Raw genomic sequence first — 18,985 nt, 5'->3', positions numbered from 1 at the left:
GGTTTCCGGTGGGGGCAAGGAGCGGAGGCCCCTGGGCGGGGCCTCCGATTCTGTCAGTTAGAGCCTGGAATCCAGGGGCACGTAGACCCGGGGCTCGCGGCCGGTGTAGATCTGGCGCGGCCGGTGGATCTTGGTGGTGCCGTCCGCATAGGCCTCGTACCAGTGGGCGATCCAACCGGGCATGCGGCCGATGGCGAACATTACCGTGAACATGTTCACCGGGATATTCAGGGCGCGCAGGATGATGCCGGAGTAGAAATCCACATTGGGGTAGAGCTTGCGTTCGATGAAGTAGTCGTCGTTCAGGGCCGCTTCGGCCAATTCCAGGGCGATGTCGAGCAGCGGGTCGTCGTTGCCCGTGGATTCGAGCATCTCGTGGGCCGCGTTGCGCAGGATCTTGGCCCTGGGGTCGAAGGATTTGTAGATGCGGTGGCCGAAGCCCATGAGCTTGCATTCCTTCTTCTTGACCTTGTCGATGTACTCGGGGATGGACGAGCCGCCCGCGTGGATGCTTTCAAGCATTTCGATGACGCCCGCGTTGGCTCCCCCGTGGAGCCGCCCCCACAGGGCGCAGATGCCCGCCGAGACCGAGGCGAACAGGTTGGCCTCGGTGCTCTGCACCATGCGCACGGTGGAGCAGGAGCAATTTTGCTCATGGTCGGCGTGGAGCAGGAAGAACAGGGTCAGGGCCCGGACCTGGGCGTCCGTGGGGTCGTAGTGGCGGTGCGGGATGGAGTGCATCATGTGCAGGAAGTTCCGGCAGTAGGAGAGCTTCGGATCCGGGTACATGAACGGCAGCCCCTGGGCCTTGCGGTAGGACCAGGCCGCGATGGTCCGGACCTTGGAGATGATCTTGGCCGCGGCCCGCAGGAAGTCCTGCTTGGAAGTGATCTCCAACAGGTCCGGGTGGTAGCAGCCCAGGGCGTTGATCACGGCGGATAAGATCGCCATGGGGTGGCCGGTGGACGGGAAGCCCTCGAAATGGTGCCGGAGGCCCTCGTGGAGCAGCTCCTGCTCGCTCAGCAGGTCGCGGAACTGGTGGCGTTGCGCCCGGGTGGGCAGCTCGCCGAAAATGAGCAGATAGGCGGTCTCGATGAAAGTGCCGTGGGCCGCCAAGTCCTCGATGGGGTAGCCCCGGTAGCGCAGGATGCCTTTTTCGCCGTCCACGAAGGTGATGTCGCTCTTGCACGAGCCGGTGTTTGCGTAGCCAGGATCATAGGTAATGAACCCGGTCGTGTTTCGCAGGCTGGTGATGTCGATGGCGTGTTCGTGTTCGGTGCCGACGAGTATCGGCAGTTCATAGGTCTGGTCGTCGATGATGAGTTTGGCGGTCTTGCCGCAGGCGCATTTGTCGTCTTTGAGCATCTCGTTACCTCTGGGAGTCATACGTCAAGCCTCCCGGCCAGTGTCGGGTTTCGAAGGAAATTCGGTCGTCTGGCCTGGTTCCGGTCGGCCCTTGGAGGTCAGGCCGTACCATGCGATGGAAGCTTCCGATCAAGAATGGACTTACAATCCGAATGGGGTATCTATAATAAAAAAGGTTGCGGTGTCAAATGCCGCGTTGGACGGTTTTGTGCTAACTTCATTTATTACAATATGTTAACATTAAAAATACGATATTCTCGCCCGGCGGCGCCACGCGGTGGCCGGGACTTTGATCGGCCGGGTCGCCGGGGTTGACTTTTCACGATATACCCCTATAGGGTATTTGTGTATGCCGGAAGGATGTCCGGTCCGCAAACAGCATGAACCAGAGGTTGCGAAGTTACATGGCAGAGAAGAAACATCGGACGGGAACCGTCAGTCGACGCGGATTCCTCAAGGCGTTGGGCGTCGGCTCCGCCGGGGCGCTCGTTCCGGCCGCCCCCGCTCTGGCCGCGCAGGAACGCGTGCCCGCTCCTTCGGACGGGGAACTGGCCACCTTGCTCGACCTGTCCAAATGTATCGGCTGCGGGGCCTGCGTCGAGGCCTGCCGCGAGTCCAACGCCGACAAGTTCCCGGAGCCGGTCAAGCCGTTTTCGGAAATGCTGCCGTCCCGTCGGGCCAAACCCGAGGACTGGTCGGACCTGCGCGACGTGGACGATCGGCTGACTCCCTATAATTGGTTGTTCCTCCAGAACGCCCAGGTCGAGTACCGGGGCGAGTCCTTTGACATCAATATACCCCGGCGGTGTATGCATTGCCAGAATCCGCCCTGCGCCAACATGTGTCCCTTCGGCGCGGCCAACAAACAGGTCAACGGCCTGACCCGCATCAGCCCGAACCTGTGCATGGGCGGGGCCAAATGCCGGACCGTCTGTCCGTGGCATATTCCCCAGCGCCAGTCGGGAGTGGGGCTCTACCGTCACCTCATGCCGCGCCTGGCGGGAAACGGGGTCATGTACAAGTGCGACCGCTGTTATCAGCTCTTGGACAAGGGCGAGTTGCCCGCCTGTATCGCAGTCTGTCCGGAGAATGTGCAGACCATCGGCCCGCGTGCCGAGATTGTGGCCCGGGCCAAGGCTTTGGCCGAGGAGATGAACGGGTTCGTCTACGGGCTGGAGGAAAACGGCGGGACCAATACCCTGTACGTTTCCCCGGTGCCTTTCGGGCTGATCGACCAGGCCATCGACAAGGACTCCGGCCCCGGTGCCGACAAAAAGCTTCGGGCCGCGGACAAGGCCAAGGCGCTCGGTCCGGGAAGGCCGCCCATGGGACCGGTCAAGGACGTCATGGCCGATGAGACCAACCTGGCGACGGCCGCGTTCATCGCTCCGGTGGCGGGCATTGCCGCAGGCGTGCTCGGCCTGGGTTCCAAGCTGTTGAACACCGGGGAGGACGGCCATGAAGACTAGACCCTATCCGGCTTGGATATCCCGGCTGTTCATTTTCCTCGTGGCCGCCCTGAGCTTCACCGGGCTCACGCAGATGCCGTTGGCCAAGCGCTACGCCCTGACCACCATTCCGGGCATGGCCTGGACCGGCGATTTCTACCTGGTCCACAAAATCCACTACGTGCTCGGGGCCATGCTCCTTTTCCTGGCGGCCCTGGCGGCCGTCAATTGGCTCAAGGGGTGGGGGCGCACGCTCCGCCTGACCGGCCTGGGCGCGGCCCGTGTCGCCGTGGTCGGCGGCCTGCTCCTGTCCGGCCTGTTGCGCGTCTACCGCAACCTGCCCGGCGTTACCCTGGACCCGGCGTACATCCTGACCATCGAATGGGCGCACCTTATCCTGTTCATGGTCCTGGGCGTTCTGGCGTTGGTCGCCTTGATGCGCGGCGTCTCGGCCTACGCCGTGCGAAAATAGTTCCCAACACACTCCATTCCCATAGCCTGAGAGGGGACCTTCGGGTCCCCTTTCTTGTGTTCGGCAAACATGTTACTTCCATCTAAACCATCGACTTACGGAGACTCCTCATGGAAACCATATCCTGGAATGATTTCGAAAAAGTGGAACTGCGCGTGGGCACCATCGTCAAGGTGGAGCCTTTTCCCGAGGCCCGTGTTCCGGCCTACAAGCTGCTTGTGGATTTCGGCGAATCCGTTGGCACCCGCAAGTCCAGCGCCCAGATCACCAATCTTTACAACCCCGAAGACCTGGTCGGCAAACAGGTCGTCGGCGTGGTCAACTTCCCGCCCAAGCAGATCGGCCCCATGCGCTCCGAATGCCTGGTCACCGGCTTCTATAGCGAGGACGGCGTGGTCCTCGCCGTCCCCGACCAGCCTTGCCCCAATGGCCTCAAGTTGGGATAGGAGCGCCTTCCTCCGGCCTCTCATCGTCATCCTTTCCTAACTATTTTCTCGCCGCATTGCGGCGAAGGGCACCCAAAAAGGCCGCTGACCCAAAACTGGGTCAGCGGCCTTTGGTTTTCATCTTTTGGGAGCGATTCGGGTGGGCAGCCATCCGACAACGGCTCTCCCCCCGCGTTCGCACGAGGCGTTCGAGAGAGGTGGAGCGGTGCGTTTTCTTCCAGCCGGGGCGATCGCAGCACCGCCATCAGCGTGAGGATTGGTCCGGCCGGAAAAGCGTGTAGATGCGCCGCTATCGGAAGTCGCCTTACTTCAAGATCATATCATCGACGGACTGACGCCAGGCCTTGGGGTGAACGACCAGGTCCGGCGTGCGGTGGCCCACGGCAATGAGCATGGCCAGCCAGTAGTTGTCCGGGATGTCGAATTCCTTGCGCACCGCCTCGCGGTCAAAACCGTCCATGGGGTGGGTATCCAGGCCATGGGCGCAGGCCGCATACATGAAGGACATGGCGAACAGCCCGGCGTTTTTCGTGGCAAAGGCCAGGGAGGCGTCCGGGGAGCCGCCGTACAGGGACTTGGCGGAATTGACCAGATAGTCGCGTTGCTCCGGCTTCATGTTGTGCGTGAAATGGCCTTCAAAGGTGGGGTTGCCTTCCTTCCAGCCGTCGCGGTCGGCCAGGACGATGAGTACCACCGGGGCTTCGGTCACCTTGGGCTGGTCGAAGGCCAGGGCCCGCAGGGCGGCCTTGCGTTCCGGGTCGCGGACGATCTTCACCTTCCACGGCTGGAGGTTGAAGCTGGACGGGGCTTGGCCCGCCTCGGCCAATACGGTGCGCAGCAGGTCCTCGGGCACGTCCCGGGAGGGGTCAAAGAAATTGATGGCGCGTCGCTTTTCAAGAATTTCATTGAATTCCATATGGATATCCTCCGGATTGGAAATCGGGGTGAAAAATTTCTTCCATCAATATAACCACTGTCGGGAAAAAGGAAAGGCCGTCTTGACGACGGCCTTTGATTTTACTCGGCAGTGGCGGGGCGCTAGGGCATCATGGGGGCCATGGGCAGCCCCTCGTCTATGTCCAGACCGCAGATGAGGTTGGCGTTCATCAGCGCCTGGCCGGACGCGCCCCGGCAGAGATTGTCGATGGCGGACAGGATGATCAGCCGCCCCGTGCGCGGATCGACGACCAGCCCGATGTCGCAGAAGACCGTGCCGCGCACGAACCGGGTCTCGGGCAGCTGTCCCTTGGGCAGCACGCGCACCAGTGGCTTGTCGGAGTAAAAGTCGGCGTAGATCGCGTGCACCGCGTCCAGGGACGTCTCGTCCTTGAGCCGGGTGTAGATGGTGGACAGGATGCCCCGGTCGATGGGCAGCAGGTGGGTGTTGAACGAGACCGTGATCCCGGTCCCGGCCAGCTTGGAAATTTCCTGTTCGATCTCCGGGGTATGCCGGTGAGTGGGCAGGCTGTAGGCCCGGAACGAGTCGGCCACCTCGCAGAACAGGTTGGGGACCTTGGCTCCCCGGCCCGCGCCCGAGGCCCCGGACTTGGCGTCGATGACGATGCCGTCCGTCTCCACCAGTCCGGCGGAAAGGGCCGGAGCCAGGCCGAGAATGGCGGAAGTCGGATAGCAGCCGGGATTGGCGATGAGCCGCGCGCCCATGATTTTGTCCAGATACAGCTCGGGCAGACCGTAGACCGCTTCGCCGAGCAGGTCGGCGCGGGTGTGCTCGACTTGGTACCAGGCCTCGTAGACGGCCTTGTCGTTGATGCGGAAATCGGCGGACAGGTCCACGACCTTGACCCCCGCTTCGAGCAGTTCGGCCGCGATTTCCATGGCGGTCTTGTGCGGCACGGCCAGGAAGACCACGTCGCATTCCTCGGCCAGGTCGGCGGCGTCGGGTTGGGTGATGACCAGTTCGCCCAGCGGCAGCCGGTTGAGGAAGGGATAGACGTCGGCGAGTTTCTTGCCCGCTTCGGACCGGGAAGTGGCCCGGACCAGCTCCATGGAGGAGTGGTGAACCATGAGCCGGGCCAGTTCCATGCCGGTGTAGCCGGTGACGCCCACCAGCCCGGCCTTGATGATCTGAGACATTGCTTTTCCCGCTATTTTGTCTTGTTAACGTAGGCCATCCGCAGATTGTACACGATCTCGCACAGAAGTTTTTTTTCGTCTTCTTCCAGGCCGTTGTCGAATTTCTGCTTGAGCATGCCGAGCACGTCGATGGTGTGCTTGGCCAGTTCTTTGTTGAACTGGACCTTGCCCGTGCCCGGGTCGGCCGCCTCGCCCAGGGCGACCAGGGCCGAGGACGATAGAGAATAGATGAAGGTGGTGAAATTGATGCCTAGGGGGATGCCCTTCATGGGGTTTTCTTTGCAGGTGTTCTCGCCCATTTTCCTCTCCGTGCTGATTGAATGCGGTTGTCACTGGCCGATAAGTACGGTCTGGCCGGACCGTAGTCAATACGAAGAGCGGGGGTTTGGTTCCGGCGAGTTGACGCAACTATACGCATTATGTGAAATAACTAATGTACATACTCGGGCGATGCCGGTAAGGTGGCGGCGATTGTATCCGATGGTGAGGGACTTTTTTACAACAACACAACGCAAGGTTTTCGAGATGGTGAACTCTGTTTTGCGTTCCGTGACGGTCGGCTGTGTCGCATTGCTCTTTTCCTTGGCCCTGGCGGGTTGCTCCGGTAGCGATAAGAAAAAGGCCGAGCAGGCAATCGAGCAGGACCCGGTGCCCATGAAGGTCGTCAAGGCCGAAGTCCGCGATGTGCCCAGTTGGGGCGAATGGGTCGGTCAGATCAGTGCCCACGAGACCGTGGAGGTCCGGGCGCGGGTGGCCGGTTTCTTGATCGAGAAAAATTTCGAGGAGGGCCGGAGCGTGAAGAAGGGCGATCTGCTCTTCGTCATCGACCCCAAGCCTTTCCAAGAGGACCTGAAGCAGGCCCAGTCCGGCCTGGAATACAATCAGGCCCTCTACAACAAGGCCGCCAAGGACCTGAAGCGTTTCAAGAAGCTTTTTGACGAGGGTGTGGTCAGCCGCGACGAGTTCGAAAGCTACCAGACCCAGGCGGCCACCTACAAAGCCCAGTTGGCCGACAACAAGGCCAAGGTCGAGAACGCCCGTATCCAGCTCGGCTACACCAAGATCTATTCGCCGATCGACGGCGTCATCGGCCGCGTCCAGGTGGACGTCGGCAACCTGGTGGGCCAGGGCGAGAACACCCTGCTGGCGACCATTTCCACCATGGATCCGGTTTACGTCAGTTTCAACGTCAGCGAGGGCGACTACATCCGGGCCATGCGCGACAAGAAGGCTCGCGAGTCCGGTGACCGGCCCATTCGGCTGATCCTGGCCGACGGCGGCGAGTACAGTCAGCCGGGCAGCTACGACATGATCAACCCGACCGTGGACCCGCAGACCGGAACTTTGGGCATCCGGGTGCTCTTCCCCAATCCCGGGAACCTGCTCAAGCCCGGCCAGTATGCCAAGGTCCGCGTGCGCGTCGCCAACCACGAGAACGCGGTGGTCATTCCTGCGCGCGCGATCATGGACGTTCAGGGCATGAAGTCCGTGTACCTGGTGGACGCCGACGGGACCATCCGGAACCAGCCGGTCAAGCTCGGCACCGAGTCCATAAATCTGGCCGTGGTGACCGAGGGCGTCAAAGCCGGGGACATGCTTTTGTCCGAGGGCATCAACCGGGTCAAGCCGGGCATGAAGATCAAGCCGATGGTGGTTCCCATGGATTCCGGCGAGCAGGCACAGCCTGCGGCCCAGGACGGCGAACAGACACAGCCCGCGGCCCAGGACGGTGACGGAAACGCGGCCGCGCCCGTGCCCGACGAAGGGCAGAGCGGTTCCGACAACGCGAAGACCGGGGCGGAGTAGCCCATGTTCGTCCGTTTCTTCATCGACCGCCCCATCTTCGCCTCGGTGATGGCCATCATCATCCTGCTGGTGGGCGTGCTTTCTCTGTTCGCCCTGCCCATCGCCCAGTATCCGCAGATCTCGCCGCCTTCGGTCAGCGTCCAGGCCTCCTACACCGGAGCCGACGCCGAGACCGTGGAGCAGTCCGTGGCCGCGCCCATCGAGGAACAGGTCAACGGGGCTCAGGACATGATGTACATGAAGTCCATCTCGGCCAACGACGGCTCCATGAACCTGACCGTGACCTTCGAACTGGGCCGCGACCTGGAGCTGGCCACCGTGGACGTGCAGAACCGCGTCAATCTGGCCGCGCCTCAGTTGCCCCAGGACGTCCGCAACACCGGTATTTCCGTGCGCAAGCAATCGCCGGAGTTCGTGCTTATCGTCTCCCTGACCTCGGACAAGCCCGAGTACGACACCCTGTTCCTGAACAACTACGGCAAGATCAATCTCTATGATGCCCTTCGGCGCATCAATGGCGTCGGCGATGTGAACATGTTCGGCGATTTGGACTACGGCATGCGGCTGTGGCTCGATCCGGACAGGCTGGCCTCCTACAATCTGACGGTCAGCGACGTGATCAATGCCGTGGAGGAGCAGAACACCCAGGCTCCGGCTGGACAGATCGGCATGCCGCCCACACCCAAGGACCAGCAGTTCCAGATGACCCTGCGCGTCAAGGGGCGGCTGGGCGATCCCGACGAATTCGGCAACATCATCCTCAAGGCCGAGGCCGACGGTTCCACCGTGCGCATCAAGGATGTGGCCCGGGTGGAGCTCGGGGCCAAGAATTATTTCACGTTCGCGCGGCTGAACGGCCAGCCCAACGCCTCCATGCTCATCTACCAGCTGCCCGGGTCCAACGCCCTGGACGTGGCCAAGCAGGTGCGGGCGACCATGGAGGACCTGTCCCGGTATTTCCCGGAGGGCGTCCATTATTCCATCCCCTACGACACCACCCGGTTCGTGAATTCGTCCATCGACGAGGTCATGGAGACCTTGTACGAGGCGCTGATCCTCGTCTTCCTGGTGGTTTTCGTGTTCTTGCAGAACTGGCGCACGACCGTCATTCCCATGGTCTGCGTGCCGGTCTCCCTGATCGGAACCTTCGCGCTGTTCCCCGTGCTCGGGTTCTCCATCAACACCCTGACCCTGTTCGGCTTGGTTCTGGCCATCGGCATCGTGGTTGACGACGCCATCGTGGTGGTGGAGGCGACCCAGCGTAATATCGACGAGGAGGGCATGACCCCCAAGGAGGCCACCAAGAAGGCCATGAGCGAGGTCACCGGCCCGGTCATCGCCAGCACGCTGGTGCTTATCGCGGTGTTCGTCCCCGTGGGCTTCATGGGCGGCATCACCGGGCAGTTGTACAAGCAGTTCGCCCTGACCCTGTCCGTGTCCGTGGCCATCTCGTCCATCAACGCCCTGACCCTGTCCCCGGCCCTGTCGGCCCTGATCCTGCGGCCGTACAAGCCCATCCGCGGGCCGCTCGGCTGGTTCTTCGACAGGTTCAACTCCATGTTCGACTGGGCCACCAAGCGGTACAATGCGGCCGTGGCGGCCATGGTTCGGCGCGCCTTCCTGGGCGTGCTCGTGGTGGCCGTGCTTGTGGGCGCGTGCGGCGGGCTGTTCGCCTCCTTGCCGTCCAGCTTCGTGCCGGACGAGGACCAGGGGTATTTCATTATCAATGCTTCCCTGCCCGAGGGCGCGTCCCTGGAGCGTTCCGATGTGGTCATGCACAAGATCGAGGACTACCTCAAGACCGCTCCGGGCGTGCACAACTACGTGGTGCTCGGCGGGTTCAACCTCCTGACCGGGGCGTACTCCTCGTACACCTCGGCGATCTTCGTGGTCCTGGACGACTGGTCCGAGCGGACCACGCCGGAACTGTCGCTCAAGTCCATCATGGGCAAGGCGCAGAAGACCTTCTGGTCCATCCAGGAAGCGGTGGTCATGGCCTTTTCGCCGCCGCCCATTCCCGGCCTGTCCTCAACCGGCGGGCTTCAGTTCGAGCTTCAGGACCGCTCCGGGAATACCGTGGGCGAGCTGGCCTCCGTGACCAGGCAGTACATCGCCGAAGCCTCCAAGCGCCCGGAGATAGCCAACCTGTTCACCACCTTCAGCGACAGTGTGCCGCAGTACTTCGTGGAGATCGACCGCGACAAGGTCAAGAAGCTCGGCGTGCCCATGTCGGATGTGTTCAAGACGCTGCAAACCTATCTCGGCGGCTACTACATCAACGACTTCAACAAGTACGGGCGCACCTACCGGGTCATGGCCCAGGCCGAATCCCAGTTCCGCACCCGGCTTGAGGACCTGAACAGGTTCTATATGCGCTCCAATTCCGGCCAGATGGTCCCCTTGTCCACCCTGAGCCATGCCAAGCGCATCACCGGGCCGGAATATATTCAGCGTTACAACGTCTTCCGCACGGTGGAGATCAATGCGGCGACCCCGGCCGGATACAGCTCCGGCCAGACCATGGACGCCATGGAGGAAGTCGCCCGGCAGAACCTGCCCGACGGCTACGGCTTCGACTGGACGGCCATCGCCTACCAGGAGAAGTACGCCGGGGGCCAGACCGGGCTGATCTTCGTCCTGGCCATCGTCATGGTCTTCCTGGTCCTGGCCGCGCAGTACGAGAGCTGGACCACGCCGTTCGCGGTCATCCTCTGCGTCCCGCTGGGCATCTTCGGCGGCATGTCGGCCCAGTGGTTGCGCGGGCTGGATAACAACGTCTATGCCCAAGTCGGGCTGATTATGCTCATCGGCCTGGCCGCCAAGAACGCGATCATGATCGTGGAATACGCCAAGGATAAACACGACGCGGGCATGTCCATCCTGGAGGCGGCCAAGGCTGCGGCGGCTTTGCGTTTCCGGCCCATCCTGATGACCTCGTTCGCCTTCATCCTGGGCGTCATCCCGCTGGTTCGGGCCTCGGGCGCGGGGTCGGCCAGCCGTCACGCGCTGGGCACCTCGGTCTTCGGCGGCATGATCGCGGCCACGCTCCTCGGCGTGCTTGTGGTTCCCTCCCTGTACACCGCCATCCAGGGCGCGGGTTCCTGGATTGGCCGATTCCTGCGGCGGGAAGGCATAGCCAACAAGAAAGAAAAATAGACTATCTTGTATCGACTGCTATAGTAAAAAGCCGCCTTTGGGCGGCTTTTTACTATTATAATGCTCTTTTCTCTCTCGGCATACTCTATCTGGTTGACGGAAGAAAAGAATCTGCTATTGTTGCAGCATGTTGCACTCTATGTTGCGAAGATTGTTCGGTTGGGGCGGGCGATTCTTGCTTGGCTGTTGCCTGGCGGTCGTGCTCCTGGCCCCTTCGGCTGCTTTTGCGGCCGGGCCTCTTCGCGTGGTGTATCCTGATTACTGGCCGTTTTTTACGCGGGACGGCGGGCAGGAGATGACCGGCTTCTTCTATGATATCGTCCATGAGGCCCTGGGCCGCATGGGTATCGAGTCCATGTGGCGGGCCTACCCGTGGAGCCGTTGCCAGGTCCTGGTCCAATCCGGCGAAGCCGATGCCATGATCACCGTGCCCACGGCCGAGCGGCTGGTCTACGCGGCCACCCACGCCGATCCCTTTTATCTCAAGCAACTCAAGGTATTCACCACTTCGGATCATCCCCGTCTGGCGGCGATCCGCAACATTCGATCCATCGACGACATCTACCGCATGGGCCTAGTGGTGATCACCTACCATGGCAACGGCTGGAACGATAAATACATCCGTTCGCGGGGGATCAAGATCTACGAGTCCCCGCTGCTCAAGAACGTCTGGCTCATGCTGGCCAACCACCGGGGCGACATCGCCATCGAATGGCCCATGGCCGCGTGGCCGCTCATCCGCGAGGGCGGGGTGGCGAACCGCATCGTGGAGACGGATGTTTCCCTGGACGCCATGCCTTTCCATCTGCTTGTCAATCGGGACAGCGCTTATGCGGGTCGGCTGCCTGAATTCAATTCGGTCATCAAGCAGATGCGTGCCGAGGGGCGTATTAAGGCTATTTTGGCGAAGTATGGGGCCAGGCAATAGCGGTTGTTTGGGGCTGCCTTTTTTGAAAGGCGGGAGAGAAGAGAGAAGAATAAAGGAAGGCCCCGCAAAGCGGGGCTTTTTTTATTGGAATTTCAAGAGAAGTCATCTCGTTTATAGTAGCATAGATTTTTTATTTAAAAAATGGTATGAGGTTCCAAAAATTGTTTAGGAGGTTCTTATGCCGAGATATTGTGTGAACAGAAGAGCTCAAAACACAGGTGAGCATGAAGTGCATGAGATGACTTGTGCATGGTTGCCCGATTCCGAGAACAGGCAAGACCTCGGAGAGCATCCGTCCTGCCATGGCGCAGTCAGAGCCGCATCAAACTATTATAACGAGGTAGATGGCTGTAAGCACTGTTGTCCGCAGTGCCATACCCGCTAGTTTAGCCCTCGTCTAACGAAAGGCGGCGCCTTCGGCGCGAAAGCCAGTGAGGCGGCTGCGCCGCCTCAGCTTCCATGCCCTCCCGGCGGGGTTCTTTCTTTTGCTGGCCCAAAAGAAAGAACCAAAGAAAAGGGCCGGGCGGTATGCGGCCGCCTTCCTCGCCAGCCCAAGAATCTGATCGGACCGGCTCCGCTCCCGATCCAGTCGCTCGCTCCGCTCCCTCCGAGGATCGAAGAGCCGCTCCGCCGCTCCGTCAGCTTCTAGGGCCGACGAGGAGATGGCTGGGACGGATATTGTTTATCAATATTGTAATTGGCTATGCGATGTTGTATGTAAAAAAGAAAATAAAGGAGTCCTCATGAGCCCCCGTTTTTCTGAATATTTCAAAATTGATAAATCGCAAGCTGAATTAGATTTTGTAGACATAGAACTAGATCGTGATATGCCGCTTTTCGTGGACCCTTATGCGATTAGTATATATCCAGGAGAATGGTACTCTGATTGTAATGAGATTATAGTTGATTTTTTTTCAACGTTAGTAAAATTAATCAGTTCTGGTAGTTTTGAAGAAGCAAAGTCTATATTGATTCATTTTCGTGAGCCTAATAGTACACGATTGGGACTATCGAAAGGTTCCCCACGTGGGAGTGGTATCGGAACTGGGTATGCTAGCAGCTTGATGAATAGTATACTAAATAGTAAAGCTGCTAAGACTGGGCAATTACAAGATATCTCAGACTGCGAACTGATGATAGAGGGCGTTAGTTCTGACAGGATATCGGATATGACAATTAATATTATTAGGCATAAATTAATTGAATATACACATAATCAATGTGAATTATGGGGGGTGACAACACATAAAGTTCAAGCTGGCATGTGTTGGGACCCTGAGAACGCTAGATGGTTTAATTCTTTTTCATACTTACCGGTTTATGGAGATTCTAAAATAATACTAGTTCCTCGCAACATCGTTCGATATCGATCAATTATAAACCATCAAAAATATTATAACCACTTTGTTCTAAACTTTCTGCAGGCAGAAAACTTGTCAGCCAATACCTCGTTGGTCACAGTTTTGAAAACTAAGAAAGGTGAGAAGCGGAAGGTGTATAAAAAGACACTGAGGGAGCATTATCCGCAGACGAAGGACTTCATCGCTGAATTTGCTCAAAGAAAGCCTGAAACAATGGAGCAGTATAAGCAACAGGCTAAGGCGGATGATTGTTTTCTGTCTGCAGAGGGGATTGAGTCAAAGCAGAAAAGCCCTAGGCCGATATTTTATGAAGATATCATTACACAAATTCGTGGAATAGCTCCAGGCAGGGAGCAGGCGGATGTGTTTCACAATACAATTGTTGGCGCTCTAAATGCTATTTTTTCTCCAGACTTAATGAATCCGAAAAAAGAGGCCCCAATCCACGATGGAAGAAAAAGAATAGATATTTCGTATGATAATAGTTGTGATCATGGCTTTTTTAAAAAATTGATATCGATGCATAACATATTCTGCCCGTATATTTTATTTGAATGCAAAAACTATAATTCTGATATGCGTAACCCAGAGTTTGATCAACTAACAGGCAGATTTAGTGATAAAAGAGGTCAGTTTGGAATCCTCATTTGTAGAAATAAGGGAGATAAAAATCTCTGTGAGCAACGATGCAAAGATATTATAAATGACAGAAGGGGGTTCGTAATTGTGCTGGACGATAATGATATTTGCAATATGCTGCATATGAAATGGAATACAAATGGCAAAGACCAAGTTGATGCATATATGAGCGATTTGTTTAAAAAGTTGCTATTTTGATCAGGTACAAATAAATGAAGGCTACAAGCCTAATGCGCCTCCGCCCAATTTTTCCCAACGCCCATATCCACTTTCAGCGGGACGTCCAGTTTGGCGACGGTCTGCATGATTTCCAGTAGGCGGGCGCCCGCCTTTTCTATGTTGGCGGACGGGGCTTCGATGATGAGTTCATCGTGGACCTGGAGGATGAGCTGGGCTTCGAGTTCCTTGAGCTGTTTGTCCTTGTGGGCCTGGACCATGGCCATTTTGATGATGTCGGCGGCCGAGCCCTGGATGACCGTGTTGATGGCCTGGCGGCGGGCCTGGGCCGCGAGCTGGTTGTTGCGCGAGTGGAGTTCGGGCAGCAGGCGGCGGCGTCCGGCCAGGGTGGTCACGAAGCCGTGGGTCTCGGCGTCCTTGACGATGGTGTCGTAGTACGCCTTCAGGGTGGCCATCTTTTCGAAGTATTTCTCCGTGAAATCCTGGGCCTCGGTCTGCTTGATCTGAAGCTCGCGGGCCAGTTTCTGCACGCCCATGCCGTAGATCAGGCCGAAGTTGATGGTCTTGGCCCCGCGCCGCTCGTCGGGCGTGACCGCCGCGATGTCCTTGTCGTGGATCAGCGCCGCCGTGCGCGCGTGGATGTCCTCGCCGTGCTTGAAGGCGTCGATCAACGCCGGGTCCTTGGAGAAATGGGCCAGGACGCGTAATTCGACCTGCGAGTAGTCCGCCGCGGCCAGCAGGTTGCCGTCCGCCGCGTTGAAGCAGGCGCGCATCCTCGGGCCGTGTACGCCCCGGATGGGGATGTTCTGCAAGTTGGGTTGCGAGCTGGACAGTCTGCCTGTGGCCGTGGACAATTGGTTGAAATGGGTGTGCAGGCGGCCGTCCGGGCCGACCATCTTGGGCAGCGGCTCCAGATAGGTGGAGCGCAGCTTTTCGAGCATGCGGAATTCCAGCACCGCGTCCACGATGGGATGTTGGTCGCGGATTTTTTCGAGCACCTGGTTGGCCGTGGAACGCAGCCCCGTGGAGGTCTTGGAGCCCGCCTTGATCCCGAGCTTGTCGAACAGGACCACGGCGAGTTGTTGGCTCGACCGGATGTTGAATTCCTCGTCCGCAAAGCCGAGGATCGACCGGGTCAGTCCGTCCAACTGCTTGCTGACGTCGTCCAAGAATGCCTGGAAGGCCGCGTTGTCGATGGAGATGCCCGCTCGTTCCATGGACACCAGCACCGGGATGAGCGGAATTTCCAGTTCGCGCATGAGCGTATTCAGATGTGCGCCTTCCACCTGTCCCCGGATGCCCGTCATGTAGGCCAGGGCGGCCAGTCCCTGGGAATGAGGATGCAGCCCGCGCGCGGCGTCCGCGAACTCCGGGCGGCCGTCCTGGAACAGGGATTGCCTGAGCCGCGCCCAGGTGTAGTTGCGCGCTTCGGGGTCGAGCAGGTAGGCGGCCAGGCTGAGGTCGAACCACTGGCTCGACAGCACGTAGCCCCACGCCGGGGCCGCACGCAGCAGATCCTGCACGCTCGGCGTGGCGATGACCGAGGCGTGCCCGATCTTGCGCACCAGTTCTTCGGCTGGGCCCGCGTAACGGTACTCCCGACCGTTCACGCCCAGGAAAAAGGCGTCGTCCTCGAAGGTCAGCCCCACATCCTCGCCGCCCAGGTCCGGCAATTCGTCCACGGTCGCGGCCACGTTCACCTCCAGCGGTTCCTCGGGGGTGTCCGCAACCGGGGCGGCCGGGGCGTCGCCGAACAGGGAAAGCATGCCGTCCTTGGGGGCGGATTTGGCCGCCTTCTTGACGGTTTCGGCCAGCGGGGCCTTGGCCGCGCCGCCCGTATCCCTAGGCAGGAGCCGTTGCAATCCGTGCAGCTCGTATTCTTCGAAATAGCCGTTCAGGGCGGACAGGTCCGGCGATTGCAGCCGGAAAAAGTCCACATCCTGTTCGCAGCAGTCGGTCTGCATGCGGGTCAGTTCGCGGTAGGTGAAGACCTGATCCAGCTCGGGCTCGACCTTGGCGCGCAGCTTGTCGGGCAGGGCGTCCAGATTGTCGCGCAAGGCCTCCAGAGTGGGGCCGGTGGCGGCGAATATCTTGCGCGCGGTCACCGGGCCGATGCCGGGGATGCCCGGGATGTTGTCCGCCGAGTCGCCGATGACCGCCTGGAAGTCCGGCCAGGTGGCGGGCTCCATGCCCTCGGCCTCGCGAAAGGAAGCGAGGGTGTGGATGGTCTCCTTGCGGCCCATCTGGCTGACCATGACCACCTGATCGTCCAGGCACTGCTTGATGTCCTTGTCCGAGGCCAGGATGATCACGGGCCGGTCCGCCTTGTAGCGGGCCGCCAGGGAGCAGATGCAGTCGTCCGCCTCCACGCCCTCGGAAACCAGCAGCTTGATGCCCAGCAGCTCCACGCCCCGGCGCACCGGCTCCACCTGCTCCACCAGAGGCTCGGGCATGGACGGTCGGTTGGCCTTGTACTTATCGTACAATTCGTTGCGGAAGGTCGGGCCCTTGCCATCCATGAGAAAGCCCACGTGGCGCGGATTCTCTTCCTTGAGCAGGTTCATGAGCACGCGCATGACCGTGTTGATGGCATTAGTCGGGAACCCATCCGAGCGGGATAGGTCGGCGCGGGCGTAGAAGGCGCGATAGAGCAGGGCGGTACCGTCGATGAGGTACACCGGGTCCTTATCGAAATGGAGGCGTTCTTTTAACGACATAGCTATGGGGGGTAGGGGTTTAGATGCGTCTGATGGCGGACTTGCGACCGTGCCCGAGGCGCTTGAGCATGAAGATTTCCGGGTCCACGCCCTCCAGGGCGGTCAGCTCCACCTCGGCGCGCGCGGCTTGTTTGTGTCCGCCCGCCGAGCCGAGCCCGTTCATGATTTTCTGGGCCATGGTGCCCATGTCCCGCCGCAGGCCGTCGCCCCGGAAGATGCACACCAGCTTGTCGTCGGCCGTGCCCGAGACCACAACCCAGGCCACATTGTGCACCCGGGTGAAGAAGTCGGCCACGATGACCAGGATGTCCGGGTTGTCCACGTTGCCGCAGTGGGCGAACAGCCCGTGGCCGATGCGCCGCAGGTTGTAGAAGGCGCGCGAGAAATAGCGCATCCAGTCCAGGTGGAACTCGCTTCGGCTGATGCGGTTCATCAGTTTGGAGTCCGCGAACTTGTTCAAGTACTTGAAGGCGGCCATGTCCGCGTCGATGAACTCGCGCTCGAAGGTCTTGGTGTCGCAGCGGATGCCGTACATGAGCGCCGTGGCCAGCAATTTTGCCGGGCGAATTTTCATGTTGTACAGGTACTCGGTCATCATGGTGCAGACCGCGCCGTACTTGGGCCGGATGTCCACGAAATCGGCGGTCACCAGGTTGTCCTGCTGGATGGGGTGGTGGTCGATGACCACCGAAAAGTCGAACTGCTTGAATTCCGGGTTGTGGTGGGGTTGGGAATCCACCAGGGCGAACTTGTCGTACTGGGCCGCGAGGTTCGGAATGAGCTTCTGCGTGGGAATGCGGCAGTAGCGGATCATGGACAGGTTGTCCGGGCGCTTGATCTCGTTGATCTGCGCGATGGCCGCGGCGTTTACCCGCCGGGTCATCATCCGTTTCAAGGCCAGGGCCGAACCCAGAGCGTCCGGGTCGGCATTGATCAGGATCAGCCAGTTGTCTTCCTTGTTGAACAAGCCGAGTAATTGATCGACCTGTTCGTCAAGTTGTCGAAATAGTGCCACGTCCTATCCCTGTTTCAGGGTTAACGGCAGCCCGGCCGCCACCAGGAACGCCTGGTCGGCCCGTACGGCGACAGCTTGATTGAGCGCGCCGAGGCTCCGCACGAAAGCTCGGACCGCACTGCCCGCAGGCAGCGGCCCAAGCCCTGTCTCACAAGAGACGAGTATCAAATCCGTGGAGTCCCAGTTATTGAGAACTTCCAGTAATTCCTCAATTTTTTCCGGCTCACATCCGGCCTCTCGGCAGGCGAACAACCAGTAGTCCAGGCTGTCCACCAGCACGGCCGGAAACGACAATTTAGCCTTTTGAAGCGTTTGAGGCAAGTCCTCGGCCGTTTCCGACACTTCGATGTCAGGACCCCGGCTGACCCGGTGTTGACGGATCTGCTCGCGAAATTCCAGGTCCCGGGCCTTGCCCGTGGCCACAAACAAGGCCGGACCCGGGGATTGGGTCAGCAAATCGAGGGCGAAGTCGGATTTTCCGGACTTGTTGCCGCCGAGTACCAATGTGATCATTTTTTTTCGCTCCACCGGGCGAACCACCGGCCGAAGAGATCCAGGGAGTCGAACAGCTCCGCCTCGCCGAAGAGTTCCAGGGTCACGGTGAAGTCCGAGGCCTGTTCAAGCATGGTCCGCAGCAGGGTCTGGCCCTCAAGGTCCAGCTCGCTCAGGGGCCGGTGGCGCCTGTCCCGTTCGGCTCCGTATACGTGGAGCATGCGCACCCGCTCCCACAGGCCGGGCAATTGCAAGATGTCGTGCTGGTCATAGGCCCTGATGTGGCCGATGTCCAGGCAGGCCGAGTAGCCGCCCTCGACCATCTCGTCCCAGATCGGCGTCAGGCTGCATCCGTTCACGTTTTCGATCAGGACGCGGGCCGGGTCCACGCCCTTGTCGCGCAGGCGGGCCGCCAGGGGCGGGAGCATGTCCGGCGCGTCCGGAGGATGGAGAACGTAGGCTTTGGGCGAGACCGGGGCGAGTTTGTCCAGCAGCCCGTCGATCTTCCGCCAGGCCGTTTCGAATCCCGCCCGCCAGGGCAGGTCCAGCGGCATGTGCGCGTGCCAGGAGCAGGGCAGGTCCGCGAGGTGCGGGGGCAGATCCTCGTCGGTGTAGGCCAGGCAGGCCTCGGTTTCGAAAAAAAGGATGGCGATTTCCGGGAAGCGGCAGGCCAGGAAAGCGCTGTTCTCGGCCAGGCCCGCGCGCAGGACCGCCGAGGGCGCGGCCAGGGGGAAGGGAAAGCGCACCTTCCATTTTTCCTCCACCCGGCGCACGGACAGAGGCGCGGAAAGCGCGTCATTTTCCCGGTGTCGGCCGGGTGCGGACGGGCAACACGCCGGTTTCGTTGGTTTCGGTTCCCGGGGCATGGT

Annotated in this window: 15 protein-coding genes; 7 read left to right on the top strand and 8 right to left on the bottom strand. The window is 59.9% G+C overall.

From position 1 onward, the window contains the following. Nucleotides 1-57: 57 nt before the first annotated feature. Complete coding sequence (locus J0909_RS03415; RefSeq protein ID WP_207260474.1) at nucleotides 58-1,386, bottom strand: citrate synthase; 1,329 nt, start codon at nucleotides 1,384-1,386, stop codon at nucleotides 58-60. Nucleotides 1,387-1,769: 383 nt separating this feature from the next. Here J0909_RS03415 and J0909_RS03410 point away from each other — a divergent pair, with 383 nt between their 5' ends. From J0909_RS03410 to J0909_RS03400, 3 genes are all read left to right on the top strand, one after another. Further along, nucleotides 1,770-2,834, top strand: a complete 1,065-nt coding sequence (locus tag J0909_RS03410) for a 4Fe-4S dicluster domain-containing protein (RefSeq protein WP_207260472.1) — start codon at nucleotides 1,770-1,772, stop codon at nucleotides 2,832-2,834. Next, the gene (locus J0909_RS03405; RefSeq protein ID WP_207260470.1) at nucleotides 2,824-3,285 is read left to right on the top strand and encodes a 4Fe-4S ferredoxin; all 462 of its coding nucleotides are present in this window, start codon (nucleotides 2,824-2,826) and stop codon (nucleotides 3,283-3,285) included. Before J0909_RS03410 ends, J0909_RS03405 begins: the two co-directional genes overlap by 11 nt. 110 nt (nucleotides 3,286-3,395) lie before the next feature. Beyond that, nucleotides 3,396-3,731: a tRNA-binding protein gene (locus tag J0909_RS03400; protein WP_207260469.1), complete on the top strand. Its 336-nt coding sequence runs from the start codon at nucleotides 3,396-3,398 to the stop codon at nucleotides 3,729-3,731. A 304-nt stretch (nucleotides 3,732-4,035) separates the two neighbouring features. Here J0909_RS03400 and J0909_RS03395 read toward each other — a convergent pair whose 3' ends face one another. From J0909_RS03395 to J0909_RS03385, 3 genes are all read right to left on the bottom strand, one after another. After that, nucleotides 4,036-4,647 (bottom strand): nitroreductase family protein, encoded by a 612-nt coding sequence (locus J0909_RS03395; protein WP_207260468.1) that lies wholly within the window; start codon nucleotides 4,645-4,647, stop codon nucleotides 4,036-4,038. A gap of 122 nt (nucleotides 4,648-4,769) precedes the next feature. Next, on the bottom strand, nucleotides 4,770-5,825 hold the full coding sequence (argC, locus tag J0909_RS03390; RefSeq protein WP_207260467.1) for an N-acetyl-gamma-glutamyl-phosphate reductase: 1,056 nt from the start codon (nucleotides 5,823-5,825) through the stop codon (nucleotides 4,770-4,772). Between the two features lie 11 nt (nucleotides 5,826-5,836). Then, the gene (locus J0909_RS03385; RefSeq protein ID WP_207260466.1) at nucleotides 5,837-6,124 is read right to left on the bottom strand and encodes a DUF1844 domain-containing protein; all 288 of its coding nucleotides are present in this window, start codon (nucleotides 6,122-6,124) and stop codon (nucleotides 5,837-5,839) included. A gap of 226 nt (nucleotides 6,125-6,350) precedes the next feature. On the opposite strand from J0909_RS03385, the gene J0909_RS03380 reads away from it, so the two are divergent. From J0909_RS03380 to J0909_RS03365, 4 genes are all read left to right on the top strand, one after another. Then, nucleotides 6,351-7,631, top strand: a complete 1,281-nt coding sequence (locus J0909_RS03380; protein WP_207260465.1) for an efflux RND transporter periplasmic adaptor subunit — start codon at nucleotides 6,351-6,353, stop codon at nucleotides 7,629-7,631. A 3-nt stretch (nucleotides 7,632-7,634) separates the two neighbouring features. Continuing rightward, nucleotides 7,635-10,787 carry an efflux RND transporter permease subunit gene (locus J0909_RS03375; RefSeq protein ID WP_207260464.1) on the top strand — a complete coding sequence of 1,051 codons (3,153 nt, stop codon included), beginning with the start codon at nucleotides 7,635-7,637 and terminating at the stop codon, nucleotides 10,785-10,787. 139 nt (nucleotides 10,788-10,926) lie between these two features. Further along, entirely contained in the window at nucleotides 10,927-11,715 is a 789-nt protein-coding gene (locus J0909_RS03370) for a substrate-binding periplasmic protein (protein WP_286181728.1), read from the top strand. Nucleotides 11,716-12,458: 743 nt separating this feature from the next. Next, nucleotides 12,459-13,913 carry a DUF8370 family protein gene (locus J0909_RS03365; RefSeq protein WP_207260461.1) on the top strand — a complete coding sequence of 485 codons (1,455 nt, stop codon included), beginning with the start codon at nucleotides 12,459-12,461 and terminating at the stop codon, nucleotides 13,911-13,913. A gap of 29 nt (nucleotides 13,914-13,942) precedes the next feature. On the opposite strand, the gene polA is transcribed toward J0909_RS03365, so the two are convergent. The 4 genes from polA to cbiR are packed head-to-tail and all read right to left on the bottom strand — an operon-like array spanning nucleotide 13,943 to nucleotide 18,862. Further along, nucleotides 13,943-16,609, bottom strand: coding sequence for a DNA polymerase I (polA, locus tag J0909_RS03360; RefSeq protein WP_207260460.1), 2,667 nt, complete (start codon nucleotides 16,607-16,609; stop codon nucleotides 13,943-13,945). A gap of 19 nt (nucleotides 16,610-16,628) precedes the next feature. Further along, complete coding sequence (locus J0909_RS03355) at nucleotides 16,629-17,624, bottom strand: DHH family phosphoesterase (protein WP_207260459.1); 996 nt, start codon at nucleotides 17,622-17,624, stop codon at nucleotides 16,629-16,631. Nucleotides 17,625-17,627: 3 nt separating this feature from the next. Beyond that, on the bottom strand, nucleotides 17,628-18,137 hold the full coding sequence (locus J0909_RS03350; protein WP_207260458.1) for a bifunctional adenosylcobinamide kinase/adenosylcobinamide-phosphate guanylyltransferase: 510 nt from the start codon (nucleotides 18,135-18,137) through the stop codon (nucleotides 17,628-17,630). Then, nucleotides 18,134-18,862 carry a cobamide remodeling phosphodiesterase CbiR gene (gene cbiR, locus J0909_RS03345; RefSeq protein ID WP_353616731.1) on the bottom strand — a complete coding sequence of 243 codons (729 nt, stop codon included), beginning with the start codon at nucleotides 18,860-18,862 and terminating at the stop codon, nucleotides 18,134-18,136. The genes J0909_RS03350 and cbiR overlap by 4 nt, the downstream gene beginning before the upstream one ends. Nucleotides 18,863-18,985 lie beyond the last annotated feature (123 nt).

Source organism: Desulfovibrio sp. Huiquan2017 (assembly GCF_017351175.1).
In the GTDB taxonomy this organism is placed as follows: Bacteria; Desulfobacterota; Desulfovibrionia; order Desulfovibrionales; family Desulfovibrionaceae; genus Pseudodesulfovibrio.
This window is presented reverse-complemented; position numbering and strand designations above follow the sequence as displayed.